The following is a 23,094-nucleotide window of genomic DNA, read 5'->3' on the forward strand; positions in this document are numbered from 1 at the left end:
GTCACCAAACGTTAAATGTAATGTTATCGCTAATTAATGCGGTTAAATAATGAAGCACTGAAATCTCTTTACTCGAGATATAGAGCATCACCGGTAGGCCATCATGCTCTGGAAGGAGCACAGTATTTTGTTCCGGTGTAATTTGTACGGAATAATAGCGCTCTTGGTTGGCTCGTTCCCTATCACTAAAGGAGTCAGCACTGATTTTTGTGACTTTTCCGTTAATGATTTTTTTAAATCCAGGGGAGTTCACCACAATTTTTGCTGGCAACTGTTGCGTTATAAAAGGACGATATTTCGCTAATACTTTACCTTCAATGACCCGTGTATTCTGCTGTTTTTTAATTACCATGACTAAATTTGAGGCTTCAACGTAAGAGCCTTTTTCTAAATCTTTTTCGATACTTAATACAACCCCATCTGCTGGCGATAGTACGCTATTTGCTCTTATTTTATTGCGAAGTAATTCCATCTGGCCGCTGTTTTCTAATTTCTCTTTTTTTAGCCGATTAAGTAGAGTTTCATTTTCTTGGATTTCACCGATAAGCCGTGCAGTATATTTCTTTTCTAGCAGTGAGATTTCTCGCAATAGCCCTTGAGCATTTAATTCACCTGATGTCATCAATGCGGTGGTACGGCTAATTTCAGCATTATTATTGAGTTTTTCAATTTCAGGAGCTCTTGCATTCTTTAATAATAAGTCCTTTTTTTCAATATGTTAATCTGATTCTCTAATTCACTAGACTCTTTAACTTGTGAGATATATTTATCTCTTAAGTTGCTTATCTCCATGCGTAAGAGAACGTGACCATAAAGCTCTCTATAAGCACTTAACGTTTGACTCTGTAAGCCCTTTGCAAAGAAAAAATATTCAGATTCTGTACTTATGCTTCCATCAAGGATTTTATTTAATAGCTTTTTATTTTCTTCTAATTCATCAATGCGTTCATTAGCAAAAGTAACGAGGTTGGTTAAGGTTTTTTCTTGATGAAACGCATCTAGATTCGTATAGGAAAATAAAATCTGATCTTTCTCTACCTTATCGCCGGTTTTAATCGCGAATTGATTAATAAATCCAGATGCAGGACTTACTATTTCTAGCCGATTGGAGACCCCTGAGATGATACCCTCTCCAGGAGAGGATATTTCTATTTCAGCTAATAAAATATATCCGATGAACAATGATGTGATACCTAGGAATATTTTTAATTTTTTAGGGATTTGGTTCAGTTTATTTAGATAACGTTTCAATTTCAGCTAACTTCCCTGTTAATTGTATGTATTCCATTTTGTTTTTCATATCAGCAATCATTAGTTCAGCTATGCGCCTTTCCATTGTTAACATATCAAATAATGTGTTAACCATTTCATAGAAAGAAGACTGTGATATTTCATATTCCCTTTGTTGGCTCTTAACTATCGAACGCATGGTCTTACGTTGTGCATGTAACCCTGCAAGTTCAGTCGCATTTGAATTAGCAATTAATTTTAAATTTTTAATTTTAGCGGTTGATTCTTTATATTTATAATCAGCCTTTCCCTTTGTTGCTTCATACAGTTTTAGCTGAGATTTTTCATTCAGTATTTTATCAAGGTCAAAGATATTTAGTTTTACCTCCATTCCCATGTAAGACTCGTTACGACTTCGAACTTGGTCAACAAATCGTTCTTCGGCGATAACATTAACATTCAAGAATGGGTTTTGTTGATAAGCATTTTCCTTCATTGCATCAGCTTGCATGCGGAGCAAGTTATATTCGCTATTTTGTTGCGCGTTTTCACTATCAATAATAGTTTTTTGCAATTTTTTTAGTAAGTTTTTGGGAACCTGTACGCCTTTAGATGGAAAGGTGATCCCCGATAAAAGCTCAATATTTGACTTATATTGTTCAATTTCTTTTTCTATATTCTGTAGCTCTGTTTCAATCCTCTGCATCAATAAGGACGCTTGTTCAACATCGCTGTATTTCGCTATACCACTTTTATAGCGGTGGGTAATAAGTTTGAAAATATTTTTAGCGTTTTTATTTAAATCATCTGTCGTTTTTGTTAACTCATTGAGATAATAGATGCCAATTAAGTTATTAGTTGTTGAGGTGTAAAGCTCTTCTTTTTCTTTGTTTAGTGAGAGCGTTGATATTTTTAATTTTAAATTTTTTTCGTTAAATTTATGAGTTAGCGTCGTATCATAGACTAATGAACTGGCAGTAATATTACTGCTGGTACTGCCATCATGGCTTTTTATTTTTCCTGATGCTGATATTTTTGGTAGATAATAATAGTTTGTTTGCTTTGCTCTGAGCTTTTCAGCTTCTAATTCTAATGACTTTATTTGAACCGGATTGGAATTTTCTAATACTCGGTTAATAAAGGCTTGGAAATTTTCTACATCTTGGCTAGCCAAGCTATAAGATGGTGATAATAGTGTTAATAAAAAACCAAAGGTGATGAGGCGCACGTTTTTTACTCCATTGATAGTAATGTTAATAATTTTTTTCTGCTCTCAATGGTGTTTTCTTTTAGCCATTGTGTAGTTTGATCTATTTTTAAAATTTCTTCTGATATTTTTTCATTTTCATTTCTTTTATTTATTTTTTCTTCTAATAAGTAGACCGCTAATTTTCTTTTCCAGTCGTCATCAGCTTCTTTTATTGATTGTAAAACTGCTAAGTGATCTTGTGCAGTGGTGGATAAGGCCTGAAGGTATGAAGAAATATCAGTCGCAAGTTCATTGCTTTCAGTCACGGAAACCATTTTTTGCGCTATACTGATATTTACTTCCTGTAATGAATTCAGGGTTTCTTGAATGTGATTAAGTTCTTCTGAGTCGTTTTTAGATAGTTGTTGTTTAGTTTTTTTATTTTCTTTTTGATAAAAGAAGTGAAAGAAATTCAAACTAACTAACAATAAAACTGAAATAGACACTCCCAGAATGGAGGTTAAGAATGCAAAAGACATTGAATTAAGTGCCATTGAAATGGATGAAATCATGGCATTCATTTTTTCTGAGATATCACCTTCTCCCCCAAGCGATGCTGAGATCGCGGTGATCATCCCTGTTAACCCAATAAATGTTCCGATTAACCCTAATGATACAGTGACGGATGCAGATAATTTAGTTTGGTTTGAAAGCAATGTATAGTTGCTTTGTTTGTTTTTATTAAATACTCGGTGAAATAAAAATATAATTAAAGGATAAATATAAATCCCAATCATGGTGTAGCTGATTTCAGGAGCAAGCAATAGACATTGCTGAACCATTTCACGTACCGATTGTAATAAAAAACAAGCGATAAACGTTGCTGCATAAAAAAATAATCCAATATAATACATGTTATTTGTAACCCCAATAAATACATGAGTTCCAACCTGGGCAATGTTCACTTGTCCCTTGTTTTAGAACAATCTCTTTATTAATTCCCATATTCTTAATTAGTGATGCCATATAAAGAAGGTTATAGGTGTTTTTTTCTTTACTGTGGCTGACCTTATCATTAATGTAACCACTGATAATGATTTTATTACTCTCGTTTTTAATGATTTCTTTCTTTATTAAAGAAATTTCATTGTTTGATAAATGAATGCCACCTTTAAAGAAAAGACGTTTGTTTGGTATATCCATCTTTATTTTTTCAAAGTTTAACTGGCCATAATTGATATGGGTTTCTGCGGCTTTCATACCACTAAAAATAAACACCATAGAAACTAAAATAATTATGCATAGTGTTCCACTTAACCCATCAACCATTGGGGCTAGTTCTTCATCAGAGTTATCATCATCTTCTTCCATTATTTTATTCTTTCATTTTAGAAACATCTTTGTTAATTCATTCTTTTATTATAATCGCTATTGAAATGAACTCACTTGAATTTGAGCTCAAAAAAAAAGATTGTCAGACCACATTATATTAAATGACGTTTTATTTTTAATTAAATGGATATAATTGTTTTTATTGACGGCAGCGCGTGAGTATTAGCTGATAAATCCATTTATTAATATAATGACATAGAATATGACCGATAAAACTATCACCGATAAATTAAAAAGCATAGAAATTCAAAAGTTTAAAGTTCAAGGGTTTGATTTAATTGTAACTAAACCCGATGGTTCTATTGAGAACATTAAAAATGGGTTGTCTGAAGTTATCTTAGGAAACATGACATTATTGACTGAGCAAGGAACGATTATTTCACAAGATGAAATCCTATCATCAATAACCTTAAACGTGGGAGCCGATGCCGTTTATATCAAAGAGCAATTAACGAGTGATATCGTCGAATATACTGATAACCAAGCCTCAAAAAATAATAGTGAGCAAATAGAAGGTGAGGAACAGCAAGATGGTAATCGGCAAGACGATGAGCAAAGTTTCAACAAAAAACTAGCGGAGTTAAATCAAAAAAATCAGCAACTAGAAAAGACGCTTCAGACTTTGTCTTCTGAAAAAGACGAAAAGGAAGCATTACTAAGCTCGTCTTTAACAAAGCTTACAGAAGTGAAAAAACAGCTAAATCAGAAAAACAAATCAGAGAAAGCACCGGTAGAAGATAATGACTTAAGTTTTTCTCCGCCACCCGCACCTGTGGCTATGCCAATAAGCTCCTCGTCATCATCTACTCAGTCTGCAAATAAGCCACCCGCAGCTTCCCAAATAGATAAACCGATAACACAGGTTTTTATTCAGGGGAAACTAAGCGAAGAGTCTGACTCAGGGAAAAAGGGCGATAATATTACCCATATTAATACACCGACATTTACTGGGTTTGTTTCTCCTGATAGTCAGGCTTATCTGACGATTAATGATAAAAAATATCCGATCACCGCAGATAAAGACGGGAAGTGGTTATTAAAAATCATAGAACCGTTAGACGATAAAATATATGAATATTCATTAGTGGCTTCTTCCGTTGGCGGTAAGCCAGTGACGGTGAATGGTCAATTTGAAGTGGACACTCAGCTTGATAACCTCTCTGTTAGCCTTGATGGGCATTCGGATATCGAAACATTGGGTGGGAGACAAACGAATAATCAGGTTCCTACTTTTGCTGGGAAAGCCGAAGCCGGTAGTTCAGTCACGCTAACAATTGCAGGACAAATTTTATCGACAGTTGCTGATGATAAAGGTGGGTGGCGAATTACTGTCGAGAAACCATTGGCTGATGGGGTATCTGACTATCAAGTCACTGCAGTGGATGCAGCGGGTAATCAAAAAACCATCACTGAGACCGTGACTATTAAAACCTCCCTGCCCGATGCAAGCGTACTGCTTGATAACTCGGCAGTTTTTTTGACCAATAAAGTGACGCCAACGCTTACGGGGAAAACAGATCCTAATGCCAGTATCGTCGTTAAGGTCGCTGAAAAAGAGTACTTCACCAAAGCTAATGCGCAAGGTGATTGGTCACTCACCATCAATAATAATCTAACGGATGGCTCATATGTATTAAAGGTTAAGGTCACAGACAGTGTAGGGAATCAGGGCATATTTATCCAAAGCCTATTAGTAGACACCACTCCACCCCCTGCACAAGCTAAGCTCAGAGAGAGCTGCGATTCGGGTGTCAAAGGTGACAATATCACCCAACAAGAAGCTGTAATATTGGAAGGCGAAACCAAACCGCAATCGACGGTCGTGGTCCAGTTTGCGGGGCAGGAATATAGCGTTATTGCGGATAAAGACGGGCACTGGCAAGTACCATTACCTGCAGTGAAGCAAGATGGTGTATATGATTTCCACGTGAAAGTGATAGACACCCTCGGAAACATTGGGGCGTCTGAAGGGCAGTTCACCGTAGATACTAAGGTTGATCGCTTATCTGTTTACCTTGAAGCGCAGTCTGATAGTGGCAATATCGGTGATAATATCACCAAAGAGACGCGTCCACACTTTACTGGCAAAGCAGAAGTGGGTAGCCGTATTGAGTTGACGATTGATGGGCAGCAGTTAAAAACCTTTGCTGACAGCCATGGGGATTGGGCCGTGGCGGCTCAAAAAGCATTAGCCGACGGTACCTATCATTACGAAGTAGCGGTAATGGATGTGGCAGGCAACACCACTATAGTTACTGAGTCCGTGCAGATCAAAACCACATTGCAGCCGACAATTTTGCAACTTAATAATCAGTCTGATTTTGTCACTAACCAATTGACTCCCACCCTGTCAGGGCAATCTGAGCCCCATGCAAAGATAGAGATTTCTTTGAGCGGACAAAATTACTCAACGGTGGCCGATGAACAGGGTGCTTGGTCATTTATGGCCACCTCATTAGTCACGTCGGGAAGTTACCCACTCAAAGTGCTTGTTACCGATATTGCAGGAAATAGTGAAAAAATCAGCGAGACAGTATGGGTAGATACCACGCCACCTGTTGCGCAAGCGAATTTGACCGAGAGTTGTGATTCAGGTATCAAAGGTGACAATATCACCCAACAAAAAGTCGTAATATTGGAAGGCGAAACCAAACCGCAATCAACGGTCGTGGTCCAGTTTGCGGGGCAGGGGTACAGCGCTACTGCGGATAAAGACGGGTATTGGCAAATACCACTACCCGCAGTGAAGCAAGACGGTGTGTATGATTATCAGGTGAAAGTGACCGATATCATTGGAAATGTCGGGACGTCTAAAGGGCAATTCACTGTAGATAGCCATATTACCCTGACCGCAGGCTTAGATCCTGCAAGCCAAGAGAATTCGAATGCTTTAATAACTTACCTAAAACGCCCTCAAATCAGTGGCACATCGGATCCTGAAAGTAAAATCACTGCGGAATTTAAAGGACAAACTAAAATAGTTTATGCGGATCACCAAGGAAAATGGTCTCTGATTTTTGATGCCGATGCGAATGTCGGTAAGGATAACCACTATAAGGTTGTCGCAGAAGATACCGCGGGTAATCAAAATACCATTAGTCAGAGCTTTACGTACCTGCCCCCATCATTAGAGGGTGGGAATGCGGAGCTTCCGGCGCTTATAGTCACATTAGACGCGGCATGTGATAGTGGAAATAAAGGTGATTATATCACCAATATCAAAGCGCCTAAGTTTACTGGGATTGCGACTCCAGGGGCTAAAATTACACTGGTAATCGGGAATGAAAGTTTTCCGGCTGTGGCAGATAAAGTGACAGGAAACTGGGAACTTAACGTTAAAGAACTCGAGGAAGGAAATAGCCAGTACCTTGTGACGGCTGAGCACCCGGTAAATGGACAAACAACGGATGTTTCTGGAAATATATTTATTGATACCACCGCCCCTGTATCCACGATTGAATTAAGTGCAGAAACGGATACAGGAACCAAAGGAAATTTTATTACCGCACATCGCAACCCTGTATTTACGGGAAGAGGGGAGCCGGGGTGTAAAGTTATATTGCAATTAAACAATGAGTCGGTTTCGACAACAACCGATAATAATGGAGTATGGAACTTAAAGCTTCCCAATGAATTACCGAAAAACTTTGTTGGTGATTATAAACTTACTGTTACGGATGCGGCAGATAATCAATTTGAAAAAATAGATACACTAGTAATTAATGCTAATCCCCCAGAGATAACCGATGCTGCTCTGGCTTCACCTTGGACGAAAGGTAAATTCCATGATGATAAATCGACTAATGACTTAGAGGCAACTTTTACAGGCAAGGTAACCCCTGGTTCAAGTTTACAATTTAAATTTAGATTGAGTAATACAGATGAGCATGTTTTTTCCATTACTGACATTGATAAAGATGGGAATTGGTCTTTTAGCTTGCCTTCAGGTCTTCTTCAAGTTAACTACCGTTATGACCTTGATAATATGTCATTAGTTGCCACGTCCCCTGCTGGGTTGAAGGCAGAAAAGGTGATTGAAAAAAAAGGTATTCAAATAAAGGACAGTGTTTTAAATGTAACATTTGAAGTGGCGGCAGAGTCGAGTAGCACGGGGGAAATTGATAACTCATTGAGTTCAAGTCGTTCACCGAAGTTACAGGGCGTGATTTCAGGATCGTCGGATAGAGATGAGCTTAGTGGAACTATACTGATATGTGGTAAAACGTATTCGGTTAATTTGACTAATGGTCGAAAAAATTGGGATTTTAAGGTTCCAGCAGATATTCAACTCCCTCTAGGGGAAGTCCCCTATACTCTTACATTTAAAGACGTTTATGGCTCGGTAAGGGAGTTTTCTTCTTCCGTAATAATCAGTGACTTTAAATTTTACCTTGACCCCGATACGGATTCAGGTGAAATCGGTAACCACTATACCAATCATAAAAAACCCGTTTATAAAGGACAAATAACAGCCGGTGGTACGATTTCAGCGAAAGTAAATGGCCATAATTATCCTATACAAGCAAATGATAAGGGAGAGTGGCGTTTCGAAGTTCCTATTAAAGGGGATGGAGCCTACCATATTAGCTTTATCCAAGATGACGGTACAGTTTCAGTAGGGCAAACAACACTCAATATCCTCACTACAGAACCGGTGTTTAATGGCTTTGGTTTTGTTGATAAGCAATTTCATGCAGGTACGCAAGTTGCGAATGTAACCAATCCTAAACTGGTTTTCACTTATCGTGGAAACATGGATTATTACCTAATAAACGTGAATGGGAAAACCACTCGACATAATAAGCTACAAACTAAATATAATGGTTCTAAAACGGTGTTTGCTAATGAGCTCGCCTTACCTGACGGTGAGCATGTAGCAAAGATAACTGCATTTGATATTGCTGGAAATAAAACAGAGCATGAAGTGGTTATTAAAGTGCTCAGTGACGAGTCCGGTAAGACCGCTCCAAGTATTGAATTTGGTGTGAATGATAAACAATTAATTTCTGAAAAGGACGGTAAATTACTTTTCAACCAAAATGACTTAACACTCACGGGGACGACGAGTGTCGCAAGCCTAGTTACCATCAAAGACATAAATGGAAAAATACTGGGTGCGGCAAAAGCAAATAATCAGGGGATTTGGCAAATACAATTACCCAATGACATCGTCCCTGTCGGTATTCAGGATGGTGAAAATATTAAATTATCAGTTACAGCAAAGGATTTAGTTAATCGTGAAACGCAGTTTGAGTTTGATTTAGTCTATGACATCTCTCCTCCTGAATTAACTGCGGAATTAGATGATCCGCTATCGAGTGGAGGTATTATCCATGTTAGCCAACCAACATTTAGTGGAACAACCAAAGTTAATTCGGAAGTACGCTTGACGATAAATGGAAAGACTTATCATACAACTGCGGGTCACGATGGTAACTGGCAAATTAAATTATCTGATACAGAGGCACTTGCTGAGGGGGCTTACTCTTATGAAATCGAAGCCCGAGACATTTTGGGCCAAATTAGTTTGCAACCCATATTGGGCGATTTTACAGTAAAAACCATCGCTTTAGCGGCGGGAGGGTTAACATCAGATTCAGATTCGGGGATTCAGGACGATAACCACACAAATGTAAATACGCCGACATTTAGCGGAATTACTGAACCAAATGCGGAAATTCGATTGGTTTTTGATAACAAAGTCTCTTCAACTTTTGGAACTATCGCCAATGAGAAAGGCGAATGGACGCTCCCTGTTGATATTGAATTGAGTGATGGTCTTCATGACTATGTGATTTTTGCAAATGATAAGATTCAGGGGATTAAAGGCCAAGTTTCAGGGCAATTGGTGATTGATACATTAGCGCCTGACTACCTTCTTGGTGGTGTTGTGGACCCTGTAAGCTTTACCACTCAACAGGATATTTTAACCGATGTTTCTGTCCTGACTTTTGCAGGAATTGCAGAGCCTGAAACTTATGTACGGCTAACGATTGGCCAACAGGTTTATAAAGATATTAAGGTGAATGAAGGTGGTGAGTGGGCGTTTACTTTACCTCATTCACTTAAAGACGCTGATTATAACTATCTAATTGAGGCAATTGATATTGCGGGTAACATAGGAGTACAACGTTTAACCGGAACAGTGACCGTTGACGCGACACCCCCTGAAATTACGGAATGCAGCCTAGATGTGATGACTGACTCCGGTCTATTAAATGATGCCGTGACTAACCATAATAACCCAACATTCAGTGGAGTAACAGAACCGAATGCATTGGTTGAGTTCACTATCAATCAAAAAACGTACCAAGAGAGCGCCAATGAAAAAGGAGTATGGACAATTCCTGTAACAGAAGCTCTGAACGATGGTTCCTATGATTATCTTATTAAGGTAAAGGATAAAGTAGGCCATAGCGCGGAAAAGACAGGGAAAGTCATCATTGATACTAAGGCACCTGAATTGAGTGGGAACTTAGATGACTCAACGAATACAGCGGATAAACAGGATGAGATCACCAGTATCAACACGCCAAAGTTCAGTGGTGTAACAGAGGCGGACACCATGGTATTTTTGACTATTGATAATCAAACCTATAAGCAAAAATCAAATGAAGTGGGCCAATGGGAAATCTCTATGAATAGCCCCTTAAAAGATGGCATTTATGACTATGAAGTCAATGTATATGATCAGGCAGGAAATCAGGCACAGGTTAAAAGTCGTATTACTATTTATTCCGATTTACCCGATGCGACCGTAACCCCAAAACTAGTAGATAACAGCGAAGTGACTCAGGTTGATATTCCTCCAATAGATTCTACGTTGATACCAATAGATATTGATAATCACTATTTTTAGTTAAATAAGAGCCCTACCATGAAAATGGTGAGGCTCAAGTATTTATAGAAGATGATTAAAAGGGATATCGCGTATTAAAACAGAGGGTAGGTGAGATTTGGCTGGGAATGAAAACTTTTAAATGCCAGTAAAAAATAAGGAACATCATCATAGCCGACTTCTTGAGCAATACGCGTCATCGGCATATTCTCTGTTCTCGATAATATCATCGCTTTATTCATTCGGGACATTAAGCTAATTTTGGAAAAACTCGTATATTCACTGGCAAGTCTTCGTTTAAGGGTTGAGGAACTCATATGGAGCTTTTTCGCAATAGTATCTAGGGTATGGCACTGTTTTCCAGCGCTATGAAAAATTAAGTCATACACTTTGTCTTTTATCGAGATATTGATTGATGCATATAGTGTAGAGGTAAATTCATTCACTAATAAAAAAAAGGACAGAATAAAACTTAAATGAATATGAATAACATTATGGCTGGAAGGGGCATTAACTTCTTTAATTGCAGCGTGAAATACATCTTCAATAATCGGGTTTTCTTGTAAGCTAGTACAGCAAATTTGACTTATTGAGGGAGTTTTTTTCTTATTAACAATTTTCTTATCAACAAATAATGCAGCATGTTGTTGGTAAAAGGATTTTAACATATCTGAGGTCATGGGAAGTACATCTGCAGCCAGCGGGTTGTGACTATCACGATTAATTATCTCAATTGAAGATCCTTTAGGAAGCAAACAGATATCTGATGTTGTCAGCTTTTGCCATTGGCCTTCTTCTATCCGCATTTCAATTTCACCTGAGCTCACTTTAAACAGTAGAGAGTGAGTTAGATAAAAGCTATTTTTTATTTTATTGGATAGGTTTTCAATATAAGAATGAAACGATTTTACACAGAAATTAGTCGACATTTTTTGAACCTAAATAAATATTACCTACGATTGCTACCGTAAAATTATTCTGGTTGTGTCAAAGAATTGTTCACGGTTTCCATATTTTTAACAACAAACCATGTGCTTGGATAAGCTGAAAAACGATTTGTTATTACCTCCTTACTTAATAAACTTCAACGTACAGCGATGTGATTTACTAAAAGGAACGTAGGGATACTAATTTTATGTGGGGTATATTGATTTAATTAATGGTCACGATTTTTTATATTTTTTAGAGGGAGCAATAAATTCGCAATTAGTCCGTACTATTCCAAACTTAGTGTTCTTAATGTATTGTTTTTATTTGAAATAATTATTTTAACTTTAATGTTGGAATTGAATTTCTAGGGTGACAAAAAGATAAGTAAGAAAAAAGCCAAAGTGAAATGGCAAAGCTCAGGCGCTAAATATTAAAAATAGTCACAAATCAAAAGGCAGAGGATATTGAAAATACCTCTGCCTCATTGTGTGTTAAGTCCGTAATTAATTTAATACTTGGCTTAACTGATTATATAGCCCTTGTGCACTCTTCTTATAACCCTCGACGGAGAGATGCACATTGTCAGGTCGTGCTAAATCTTGTGCTGCCCATGTACGAATTGAACAAGGGCCTCCCATAAAGGCTTGCCAGTCCCAAAATAGCGTATTTTCCTGAGCGGCCACCGCCTTTTGAATTTGAATCACACTCGTTAAATTCACTGGCATTTGAGCTTGGCAACTCGCCGCATCATTAAATTTAAGTGAATCATTCGGGCCGATAAGTAAAATAACGCTATTTGGCATTTGTTGGCGAATTAAGCGAATTTTAGCGCGCAAATTTTGCTCGTAAGCGGCTAAATCTAACGTATCGTTAAAAGCCTCATTGGTACCATAGGCTAAAATCACCATATCAGGGGACATTTGCGCTAAGGTTTCGCTCCATTGTGGCTGCCATTTATCTGTCATACTCAATGTTGCACCATTGAGCCCAAGAGCTGAAAGCATGACTCCTGGTTTTTGCGAACGCACTAACCACCCGCCAATTTTTAACCCATTACCTTTATTAACAGTAACCTGAGCCGGAAGTTGGGTATTGACAGGGGACGAAAATACCCACTGGTTGCCTGTGGTTGGCAATGCAACATTGGGGGAAACAGCAGGAGCAACACGCATTTGTGAATCACCTGTGCTTTGGTATAGAGTTTGTAACTGATAAGCCCCTAGCGCTGGCTGTAAAGGCTTGAGCACCACTTTACTGTTGGCTGCTTGCGGCTCAGCGATTAGCCCACCAAGTGGGTAATCAAAGCGTTCATCTTTACGACTTGAAGCCAGCGACCACTCTTTCTTCTCGCTCGTGCGGTTAATGGTTGCTGTTCGTTGCCCCGGCACTGATATAGGTGGAATGAAACCTGGGCCTGCATCCCCATAGCGTTGCTGAAATAATGTTCTTAAATTGCCGCTGAAAAAGTCAGCAGCGGTGTGTGAGTCGCCAATTTGGACAATGTGTACTTGCTGGTTGCCTTGGCGTAACTTATTCGCCAACTGTGGCAAATTAGGCTCTGCGTTATTGACCAGCTGCCCTTGTGCAACCGCAGGCTGGTTTTTAGGCAAGCTAGTTGTGCGAGTTTTGTCTGATGTGTTCTGGCAAGACAATAATCCCAGCGACAAAAGCGCAATCACGCTACCCGCTAATATTTTGGACTTAGCTTGACACAGTTTGTTCAGTTTCATGAGGTTCCTTTTCTTCCTCTTCTTCGAAATGAATGAGTGAGAATACTTTTTCAGCAATCAGTTGTTGGCCTTTTCCGCTGAAATGGATCCCGTCACCACTTCGCAATTTAATGGTACTGCTTGCATCACCGATATAGTCAGAATAGGTATCGCCTTGATATTTAAAGACGTCATTGACCGAAAAGTAAATTTCACCGTTATCCTCAATTTCAGATTGATAGAGGCTACTTAAGAATTTCATACCATCGGAGAGCGTATTTTTACGCATATTAGGTGGGCCAACCCAAATAACATCAACATTGTGCTGGCGAGCGGTCGATATTATATCACTAATCCGCTCACGGTACACTTTTTCCCAATCTTCACTTTTAAATTTGACGTATTTATAACCCGTTTGTGGTGGCATGTCCCAAGGGTCGTTAGGCCCTAAAAAAACCACTAAAACCTTAATGTTGGGGTTATCATTCAATGCCTTGGCAATGGTTTGGGGCCAATTAAAAAAGCGTGGATATGCTAGCCCTGTGCTTTGCTTACTTAGATTAATGCTATCGATATTATATTTTTTCAAGAGCATGTTTTTAACATGTGGAGCGACGCCTTGCATCATGGAGTCCCCCGCAAACAGAACTTGTTGGCCTTTTTCGATATTGGCAATATGTTTTGCCACGATTGGCTGATCTTTCTTGATTGTGAAACCGCCAAAGCTAATTTTCTGGTTTTTCTCCCAAGCTTGTGGTCGTTTCAGCCGTTCAGGGAAGGTAACCGATAAGCTTTCAGCCGGATAAATGTAGCCATTTACGAAGTGAAGACCAATTTGAAACTCTTTGGGGAAATTGAGTTTTTTATCTTTATTGGCCAGTGCGAGCGCCGCGGCCTGTTTGTCTTCCTGCGCTTTTTGTCCTGATGCGTAGTAAGTGAATAGGCTTCCTGCCTCAAGCGCGCCATCATGTAAGTAAGCGCCATAATCCCAGATAGGATTACCTGCCATTTTCGCCCATGGGGTATCTTGGTGATATTTCTGTTGCCAAAATCGTTCTAGCGAGCTTTGATTCAACCAAATTAATAATAGGCCAGCAATTAGGACAATAAATAAAATCTGTCCAACTTTGATTAGGGTATTTTTAAACTCAGAAGTTAGCATAAATAAACCCCGGCATACCTGAAGGAGAAAGCATAAACATAATGGTTAGAATAATCGCGAGCGGAATAGGATAATAATACCAAGGAATGGTTTGGTATTTTTTGGCCACATAATGGTAGCCTTGTACAAAATAAGGGTAGGCAATCAACAGTAGCCAAAACGCGACTAATAACCCTAAGCTTGCATTAATAGAAGCGATAAAACCAGGGGCAATGATTTGATTGACCATTAACAGTGCATCATCAAATGAGGCACTACGGAAGAAAATCCACGCAAAACAAACGAAATGGAAAGTTATAATTCGTGATACCCAAACTGATAATGTCTTATTGGGGATTACTTGGGTCCACCCTAGTTTTTCCATGCATAAACTCTTAAGATTGAGTAGCACAATTCCTAGTCCATGAATGGCTCCCCAAACGACAAATGTCATTGCTGCGCCGTGCCATAATCCTGAAATGACCATCGCAAGGAATACATTGGTGTTCATACGGCTAAAACCTTTACGGTTACCGCCAAGAGGAATATAAACATAGTCGCGAATAAAGGTCGATAAGCTGATATGCCAACGGGCCCAAAACTCTTTTAAATTTGCAGCTAAATAAGGCGCATTAAAGTTAACAGGGACTCTAAATCCTAATAATAACGCGATGCCCGTCACCAGATTGGTATAACCTGAGAAGTTAAAGTAAATATTCCAAGCATAGGCATAGGTTGCTACTAGGATCTCCCCCGCACTGTAACCCACGGGAGCGTCAAAGACTGGGTTGACAAAATTTTCAGACAAGTATGAGCTAAATAAAAACAATTTCACTAGTGCTAATGAAATAAGCAATATGGCTTTTCGAGGATCTAAAATCTCACGGCTTTCCGCTTGTATTTGGGGAAGAAAGTTCTTTGCGCGGTTGATTGGCCCTGCGACGATGCTCGGAAAAAATGCAAGATACAGTGTTACATCAAAGAAATCGGCTTTAGGAATTTCTTTGCGACAAACCGATACTGTATAGCTAACCGAGTGGAATACATAAAAGGACAGCCCAAGTGGTGCGAGTATTTCCAATATAGGAAGACCAACACTAAAACCAAATTTATCGAGAGTTTGCTGAATGGTCTCTTGGAAGAATGAATAATATTTAAAGGTGGTAAAGAATCCAACAATGACCGCGGTAAGAATACCGTATATCCATCTACTCGAAAGCCAATTAGTTGCCACATTGGTAAGCAAATAAATAATCAGTGTGTAGCTAAATAAGATATAAGCAAAGTCAGGGCTAAATGAATAAACAAAAAAATAGCTAGCAGTGATTAATAAGCCATTTTGTAACTTTGCACTGGGCTGACAACCCCAATAAATAAGAAAAAAAATCAAGAAAGAGCCAAGAAACTCAAAAGAGAAGAAATTCATATTAGACTCAAAGATGTTAATTATTTTGTTAGAAGGTTAGGGTATATGATATTTGATCTCTTTTTCTATGCAATCAGAATATTGCTTGTCATATTGCTCGTCATATTTCGAGCGGTGACTTTGTTGGCTACGTTCAGCTACCCTAGTCACATACTTATGTATGCTCCTAGGGATATCCTCTCTTGCCGCCTCGCCACCACTCGAACTATTTAGAGCAATAGAGTAAATCTAAAAAACTGAATTGGTTGAATGAGTAAAATAAGTTCAATGCTGTTTGTGAGGGATAAAAAAAATCCACTTAGTTAAGTGGATTTTTCATGTCTTGTACCTGGTGATACAACATTAAATGCGAGTGGCTGCTCTTTGTTGAGCTTGTGTAATCAATTCTTCATTACTCGCGTACATCTCTTGTAAATAGCGGTTATAGGTTGAACCTAACTCTGAGTACCCCTTCATATCATTGATTAGCTTTTTCGTATCCAGCTCATCTTTTGATAAACGCTGCTTTGCTCGTGAAGTTCGTAGAGATTCATAAGCGTTATGGGTATTCATGTTTTTCATATAAGCAGTAACGGTATCTTCTACAGAAGAATATGTAGAATAGCCTTTAATCTTTCCTTGTTTGGTCTGGCAGCCACTACCGCAGCGCATACCAAATAAGTTACCGTTTTGCAGAGCGAGTTGTGATGTACCCCAACCAGACTCTGTTGCTGCTTGTGTTGCAACTAAGTGTGTTGGCATGATGTCGACTCGACTCAATAGTTTGTTCCAATTTAAACGTTTTGGATTACTACATTTCATACCATAGCTATTACAGATTTGTTCAAGACGGCGCAACTCTTGGGCGCTCCACTTCTTGTTAGCTCGTACTGATAACAACCAAGTACGTTCAGCCATAATCTGCTTATTCACTTTTTCTATAACAGGGACAACCGTTTTCAAAAATGCTTTCTTTCGAGGCGTACCAGAAGGGTATTTACGTAAATCAGGGAGTGAGGTTTTAGCCTGACTTACATTCTGCTGCACAGTTTTATTAGTATACTCTTTATTGAGCATTGTGCTGGTACTGGTGGAGCCCATACTCAGGCTCGAAAATAAAAGTAAAAATAAGAAAGCGAAGACGGCGTTTGTCCTCATCGTTCGAGAGGGCATTTGCTTCTCCTAAGTATCTCTGAACAAAATTCGAGCGAATATTAGCAGATTAATTTTTTACGAGCTACATTTATCCGGGTGACATTAGGGAAATTTCTGTATTATTTTGTAGACTTTTTTCAATTATTATGATCTTGCTGTTTTTGCATGGTTGAATGTTTCTATTGGTATATTTTCATGTGATGAATGATAAATTAAACTGTTTATTCTCGTGGCGCTTAGCGTTAACTTAAGTTAAATTTGATTGAAATTCATACTATTCATTCAGTTATTATAGGGTTATTTTGTCTGAAAAATAAGCGATTGAATGTCTATTTTTTAACCAAAATGAGATCTTCATCGTTTTATTAAAGTCTATCGAGGCGGTAAAAGTGAAATAACATTATTATCTGCAAATGAGTAAAAAGTGACATTTAACTTAAAATTCTAAGTGCGGTAATGACAGGACAAAGTCCGATAAAGCGGTTTACATGAATATCACAAATCTGCTGATTAAGGCTTTAAAACTTGTTGCAGTAAATCTTGTTGCTTCGCATCTTCCGCCAACTTTGGAAAATCTGCCACCGTCCAATAAGAGACAGGCTTGGGAAGTTGCTTCATATTGTCAGTAGGGAGCAAGCGCAGTTGCGCGAGTAATGACAAATCATATTTGAGGTAGCGTTCGGGCAAGGTTAAAAGTAAACCTTCAGATGGCATAATTTGTGGGGGCATCAAAGGATAACGTTGGTCATTTGTATGGTAATCTCTTGTTAAAACAAGAAATTTCTCCGGTACTCTACGGTAACTGTTCCACCACAAACCATCAACGCTATCAAATGTTTTCCGTGTGGTTTTTCTATCTTTGCTGCCTAGCTGGTGAAGAGCCAGTGGAAGAATCTTTTCCATTGATTGAGAGTAAGTGGCTAAAGAGCCAGCTCGGCCTTGTAGTATCAGGGTTAAGGCCAGACGAGAACCGAGTAAATTGGAGTACAGGTCTTCAGGGGAAAATGCGGAAATCCCTTCAGAAAATCCTGGTACAGATTGGTAACCATACCACTGCGCAATTTCATGCCATACAGCGAGTTGAAAAGCTAATTTTGCGGCTAAATAGGCACTAAGGGTATAGCGCTGCTCAGCAGATTGTGGCGGTTCAAATGCGCTGAAATGTATTTGTCTATCCGCTAGCTCCTCACTAAGAGATAGCGACCATTGTTGACCAAGGCGTGGATAAATTTGGCTAAATAAGTAAAAAGTATAATCTGCAGTATCTCTGACATGGGAAATATCAATAAACCCGCTTTTATCCGTATAGAGTAAGCCTATTTTTTCATTACTGAGCCCCATTAATGCCGCAGAGGCACCTAAAAAGCTGTCATTATAATGATGTTCACCGAGGCTATCTGCTTCAACGATATTATCGATAGTGTAAAACGGGACAGGTAGTCCCCATAGTTCAGCTTGCAAGTTGTAGCCGAAAGCGCAGCAAGCCCGTAAACCTTGTGGAGGGGCTAAAGAAGCAATAACAGGCCAAGCTTGTGAGGCCTCCTCAACGGTATAAGGGGTAACGACTGGCTCAATAGTGGGCAATTCTAGTTTGTCATGGTTTTGGCAGGCGGCTAATAAAAGCGCAATCCCTATTGGTGTAACCCATTTGGACATTAGAATGCCTCCCCAACCTGAAAATAGATCCCTGTACTGTTGCGGCCGACACCTAAATCCAAACGGACATTCATTCTTGGTTTAAATTCAAAACGATAGCCTACACCTACGGTAGGTAACCAATGCCCTTGGCCTAATTCGGACGCCGTATCACTCATGGTTCCTGTTCCTAACCAACCCACAATACCATGGCGCCAATCGAGTTTATGGCGAAGCTCAATTTGGCTGGTGAATATATTGTTATCACGATAGCGGCCTTCGTAATACCCGCGCATACGGTTACCATTACCGAGTAATGATAGCTGGTTCCACGGCACATTTCCGCTTGAAAACCTTGCATAATTGTCGAACGCAATAACAGTCTCTTCGGCTAACTGATGATAGTACGCATATTGCAATTGGGTGGTTTGAAAACGAGTGTCACTCCCTAGATTTGGGGCAAAATAGGTATAAACCACTTCGAAAGCTTGTCCTTGGTAGGCATTAGGCAAAAAATCACGAGTATCATAACTGTAATATGCACTGATGCCTGAATTTAATACCGAGCGACCCCCAATTGAATTGGAGAAATAGTGTTTGGCGCCATCATCAGGATCGCTGGCGTTGATTGACGAAAAGTTCCAACCGAGCCCAACATAAGTAGAATCAGCCAGTTGGTATAAGGCTCTTGGGGTTATTTGGAACTCTTGGGAATGGTACTTTTCTTTATTGTGATCGTTTTTCCCTGCAGAATATCCCTTACCCCAATAATAAGTGGGAATATTGTTAATTGTGCCGGAAATAAATAATCTCCACTGGTCGTTATCAATAAAATTATAATTGGTAAAATTTAAGCCAAATGCACCTGTAGACGACGCAAAACCGCTTAAGCCAATAGACGATGGCTGGGTTTGTTTATCTTCTTTATCTATTCGATATAAACCAACCAGAGCGGTACCAATACCAATGCCCATTTCGGGGGTATAAAATGGCCCTGGCAATATGCCCCAATCAACAGTTTTACTTTCATCAAAGCTATTTTCCCCCCCGAGATCGTTTAGCCAGCCATCGATTTGCTGGCGATCGGGAAGGAAATCAGCTTTAGCGGGAAAAATAATAAAAAGGCTGAGCAAGGCCAGCCTTTGAATAATTGCCGAATGCCACATTAAAAACGGAATTCTCCAGACACAAAGAAGGTATTACGGTTATTAAAACCGAATTCAGTGAGCACATTAAAATTACGCGTAAATTCGACACGAGCACCGACAGTATTATTCCATTTATGAGCAAGGTGTTGTTTTACATCGAATTTCATGCCTGGATCATCTAGGGCATTAATAAAACCTTGAAATGCAGGAGGTAAATCAAGTTTATTTACATTCCCTTTAAAACGTTGGGTGATATCTTGGTACATGGCACCAGTCCAAATTTGAATTTTTGTATCACCTTGCCCATCAATTAGTGGATCAAAAGTGAATTGATAACCAATACGAGGGGAAATTATTAAAGCTTTAATGTCACCATCTAAAACATCAAGGTTGGTTTTGGTGTAGTTTAAATCTAATGTTGTGAAAAAGTCGTTATAACCTCCGGCTAAAGTAAAACCAGCACCATAAGTTTTCCCTTTAAAATCTAAATCGAAAGGTTGATCTTTAAGTAAAAAATCTAAGGATAAGCCACCTAAACTACCACCATTTAATGTAGTATGTGATTTACCTTTAGTGTGGCCATATAAGCCGTAAACATTTAAAAAAGGAAAAATCCAAGAGTCTATCTTTAGAGTGTGAGTTTCACTTTTTTGTCGTGTGTGGCCAGCATCAATACTCAGCGCAGCTGCGGTATCTGGGTTTTTAGGCATAATAAACCCGATTCTATCCACCACAATATCTTGGCGCATATTCATATAACCATAACTTGCCCCAAATGGTTCCGGTAAATCATACCCTCGAGCACGGGCTTCATCGCCCCAAATCGGCAGTACTCGTGACTCTGAGGTAGAAGAACGAGTAATGCCGCCTTCGCTGTTATTTTGGGGTACTCCAGATTCACTTACAGAGACTGAAAATAATGGGCGATCGCTATCAGCAAAGCTCACAGACATGCTCATAATAGAAGAAAGGATCAGTGCAGTACTGAATTGAATGCGTTTCATAAAATTGGCTCAATATTTGGACAAAAAAGAAGTGTAATAGATAAATTGTTATTAGTCGTACAGTGATGATGATAATTCTATCATTAGAGGCCCATTTTTAGATGGCGCTTAATGCTTTTTTGTTGATAAATAGAACCAAATAAATATGCGTTTATTGTTTATTTAAGAATAGCCGCTCAAAAGGGGCAAAACAGGTGCCGATATCATGAACAGCATCGGCACTGAGCGGGGAAAAGGCTATTTTTTAGTTTGCTGATGAAACTTAACACGCTCATGAAAATAGGCTTTCAAATGGTCTTCCATTTGGTGAATTTTTTGTTCTAAGGCGTTGACCAACACTTCATCGCTGTTCATATCGAAAACACGTTGCATTGCGAGGTCATCGACATATTCTTTTTGTGCTTTGGTTAAATCAGCCATATTTGAATTACCTTTATTGAAATAGAACTTTTTGCTTTATCAATTTAAAGCAAACTAAAGAAAGAGCATTATTGTGCCTCAGTCAATACAGTATGAAAAGTAGAATAACTGATTGTCGAATAATGATTATTTATTAACTTAGTTACAATATGAAGGATCAAATCACAATCTCTGTTTGTTAAGAATAATCACAATATTCTTAATGAATATAAGCTGATATCCTCGCCAGAGTCACTTATTAATAGGTCTGAAAATGAATAATAAACAATATTACCTTGATACCGCAGCAGGTGAGGGCGAAAAAGAAGCATCAATGATGGTTGCTGTCCCAGGCTCTGAGCTGACGTCTTTATTACTTGAGCAGCGTTTAGAAGAGCAAACGTATTTTACTGATGGTGAAATAGATTATATTCCAGAGGACGGCGGCTTTTTCTTTAGCTGCAAAAAAGATGAAGAAGAATTACGTTTTTATATCGCTTTAGTGGATAGCGACCCGGAATATACTATCAACCCTTATTTTGCCACTGACCCAATCAGCCCCGAACTGTACGCAGAGGCAAGCGCAGCCCCTCAAGCGGTGATTGTTGAGTGCTTATTTCAAGGGCAACCATTGGTTAATTACCTTCAGCAGCTGAAGGTCATTCAAATCTTGGTACCCGATTTATTACTGGGCCTGGATATTTCTGCCGCAGGGAAAGTGTTTACTCGTGAGTGGCTTAATTTCCAACTCATTGATGACTTAATGCCAAGTATTGATTCTTTGTATGTTGTTCATGCCATTTATGACCAAGAAGATAATGAAGACAAGCCAGAAGAAGAGCGCGCCCCGACCATGTATTGGTTCCATACGCACGGTTTGGCTCGCTGTGGTTTATCTGAAGCGGAAATTATTATACCTCACCCGATCGCTTCTTATTATGGTATTCCCGAACTGTTTTGGAGCTTCGTAAATAACAGTATTACTCACGGAAAAATCGTGTTTAATGAACCTATTTTTATTGGTCAAACTCAAGCAGGCTATGAGTATTTAGTTGCAGTACCGTTCGAAGAAGGTCTGTTGCACGTGGGTAAATCAACGCCAATTGATGACTTGAAGCCACTTGAAGAGATGAATTTCGAGTTTGGAGATGCGTCATCAGAGCGCTTTATGGGAGATTGGCATGATAGAGATGAATCTCATCAGCACCCATCCGCGATGTTGTTCCGTGTGACACAAGAAAACCCTGTATTAGAAAGTTTCTTTGAAGGCTTTGAAGACCAAAACGCGATGATGTTTATGCGTACAGATGAAGAAACCGCTGATATGTCCCGTAAAGCCAAATTACGTTGGGAATATTTCACGCATATGTTAGATAACTACGGGCCAAAGCCAGTGGCTCAGAAGAAAGGTTTCTTTGCCAAATTCCTCGGTAAAAACGAGGAAGCTGAAGATTCAGAATGGCGCTTTTTGGTGAAATGCGGTATTGGCTATCATGACGCAGAAGAAGACTTCGATGGTCATGAACATATGTGGTTTGAACCCGTTTCTTGGAATGGTGACCAGTTTGAAGGGCGTTTAATTAACCATCCTTTTTATGTGAAAAATATGCAAGAAGGGGAAGTTTATCCATTAACGCGCGACGATATTACGGATTGGACAATTTATTTCCAAGATGGCAGTTATACTCCTGATACGATATATAAATTGTTGAGTGGTGCTCAAGTTCACTAACGCGTCATACTCGTCATACTTCAAGCTGCATGGGTGTTGACTGCGCTCAGCCAGCCGAATCACATACTTATGTATGCTCATCGGTCTGTCTTCGTTTGTCGCCTACATGCAACTTGAATTATTTAGAGTATATACGCGTCACGATTCAAACCGCATGGGTGTTGACTGAGCTCCGCCAGCCGAATCA

16 protein-coding genes are annotated in these 23,094 nt (G+C 39.1%); 2 read left to right on the forward strand and 14 right to left on the reverse strand.

What is annotated here, in order from left to right; translation table 11 throughout:
- Position 1: 1 nt before the first annotated feature.
- The 5 genes from PSF67_RS07920 to PSF67_RS07940 all read right to left on the reverse strand — a co-directional run bounded on the left by PSF67_RS07920 (position 2) and on the right by PSF67_RS07940 (position 3,790).
- Positions 2–622 (reverse strand): HlyD family efflux transporter periplasmic adaptor subunit, encoded by a 621-nt coding sequence (locus PSF67_RS07920; protein WP_272676791.1) that lies wholly within the window; start codon positions 620–622, stop codon positions 2–4.
- Between the two features lie 68 nt (positions 623–690).
- Entirely contained in the window at positions 691–1,251 is a 561-nt protein-coding gene (locus PSF67_RS07925) for a hypothetical protein (protein ID WP_272676732.1), read from the reverse strand.
- Positions 1,232–2,458 carry a TolC family protein gene (locus PSF67_RS07930; protein ID WP_102139184.1) on the reverse strand — a complete coding sequence of 409 codons (1,227 nt, stop codon included), beginning with the start codon at positions 2,456–2,458 and terminating at the stop codon, positions 1,232–1,234. Before PSF67_RS07930 ends, PSF67_RS07925 begins: the two co-directional genes overlap by 20 nt.
- A 5-nt stretch (positions 2,459–2,463) precedes the next feature.
- Complete coding sequence (locus tag PSF67_RS07935) at positions 2,464–3,384, reverse strand: hypothetical protein (RefSeq protein ID WP_242685833.1); 921 nt, start codon at positions 3,382–3,384, stop codon at positions 2,464–2,466.
- A complete protein-coding gene (locus tag PSF67_RS07940; RefSeq protein ID WP_166267829.1) occupies positions 3,335–3,790 on the reverse strand; it encodes a hypothetical protein in 456 nt (151 codons plus the stop codon). Before PSF67_RS07940 ends, PSF67_RS07935 begins: the two co-directional genes overlap by 50 nt.
- A 223-nt stretch (positions 3,791–4,013) precedes the next feature.
- On the opposite strand from PSF67_RS07940, the gene PSF67_RS07945 reads away from it, so the two are divergent.
- On the forward strand, positions 4,014–10,670 hold the full coding sequence (locus PSF67_RS07945) for an Ig-like domain-containing protein (RefSeq protein ID WP_272676733.1): 6,657 nt from the start codon (positions 4,014–4,016) through the stop codon (positions 10,668–10,670).
- Positions 10,671–10,744: 74 nt separating this feature from the next.
- Here the strand turns inward: PSF67_RS07945 and PSF67_RS07950 are convergent, their stop codons facing one another.
- From PSF67_RS07950 to PSF67_RS07990, 9 genes are all read right to left on the reverse strand, one after another.
- Positions 10,745–11,455, reverse strand: a complete 711-nt coding sequence (locus PSF67_RS07950; protein ID WP_229597518.1) for a helix-turn-helix domain-containing protein — start codon at positions 11,453–11,455, stop codon at positions 10,745–10,747.
- A 627-nt stretch (positions 11,456–12,082) separates the two neighbouring features.
- Positions 12,083–13,309 (reverse strand): SGNH/GDSL hydrolase family protein, encoded by a 1,227-nt coding sequence (locus PSF67_RS07955; RefSeq protein WP_166267820.1) that lies wholly within the window; start codon positions 13,307–13,309, stop codon positions 12,083–12,085.
- Positions 13,281–14,450 (reverse strand): SGNH/GDSL hydrolase family protein, encoded by a 1,170-nt coding sequence (locus tag PSF67_RS07960; protein ID WP_210848786.1) that lies wholly within the window; start codon positions 14,448–14,450, stop codon positions 13,281–13,283. The genes PSF67_RS07955 and PSF67_RS07960 overlap by 29 nt, the downstream gene beginning before the upstream one ends.
- On the reverse strand, positions 14,437–15,855 hold the full coding sequence (locus PSF67_RS07965) for an MBOAT family O-acyltransferase (protein WP_210848787.1): 1,419 nt from the start codon (positions 15,853–15,855) through the stop codon (positions 14,437–14,439). Before PSF67_RS07965 ends, PSF67_RS07960 begins: the two co-directional genes overlap by 14 nt.
- A 342-nt stretch (positions 15,856–16,197) precedes the next feature.
- Positions 16,198–17,007, reverse strand: a complete 810-nt coding sequence (locus PSF67_RS07970; protein WP_102139177.1) for a protein bax — start codon at positions 17,005–17,007, stop codon at positions 16,198–16,200.
- Between the two features lie 492 nt (positions 17,008–17,499).
- Complete coding sequence (locus PSF67_RS07975; RefSeq protein ID WP_166267814.1) at positions 17,500–18,645, reverse strand: DUF4056 domain-containing protein; 1,146 nt, start codon at positions 18,643–18,645, stop codon at positions 17,500–17,502.
- Complete coding sequence (locus PSF67_RS07980) at positions 18,645–19,790, reverse strand: BamA/TamA family outer membrane protein (RefSeq protein ID WP_102139175.1); 1,146 nt, start codon at positions 19,788–19,790, stop codon at positions 18,645–18,647. Before PSF67_RS07980 ends, PSF67_RS07975 begins: the two co-directional genes overlap by 1 nt.
- A complete protein-coding gene (locus PSF67_RS07985; protein WP_195698123.1) occupies positions 19,790–20,776 on the reverse strand; it encodes a hypothetical protein in 987 nt (328 codons plus the stop codon). Before PSF67_RS07985 ends, PSF67_RS07980 begins: the two co-directional genes overlap by 1 nt.
- A gap of 237 nt (positions 20,777–21,013) precedes the next feature.
- On the reverse strand, positions 21,014–21,196 hold the full coding sequence (locus PSF67_RS07990) for a hypothetical protein (protein WP_102139173.1): 183 nt from the start codon (positions 21,194–21,196) through the stop codon (positions 21,014–21,016).
- Positions 21,197–21,449: 253 nt separating this feature from the next.
- Here PSF67_RS07990 and PSF67_RS07995 point away from each other — a divergent pair, with 253 nt between their 5' ends.
- Positions 21,450–22,907, forward strand: a complete 1,458-nt coding sequence (locus PSF67_RS07995; protein ID WP_195698124.1) for a DUF4026 domain-containing protein — start codon at positions 21,450–21,452, stop codon at positions 22,905–22,907.
- The last annotated feature ends 187 nt before the right edge of the window (positions 22,908–23,094 follow it).

Origin of the sequence: Providencia sp. PROV076 (assembly GCF_028483405.1) — a bacterium.
Taxonomy (GTDB): Bacteria; Pseudomonadota; Gammaproteobacteria; order Enterobacterales; family Enterobacteriaceae; genus Providencia; species Providencia huaxiensis.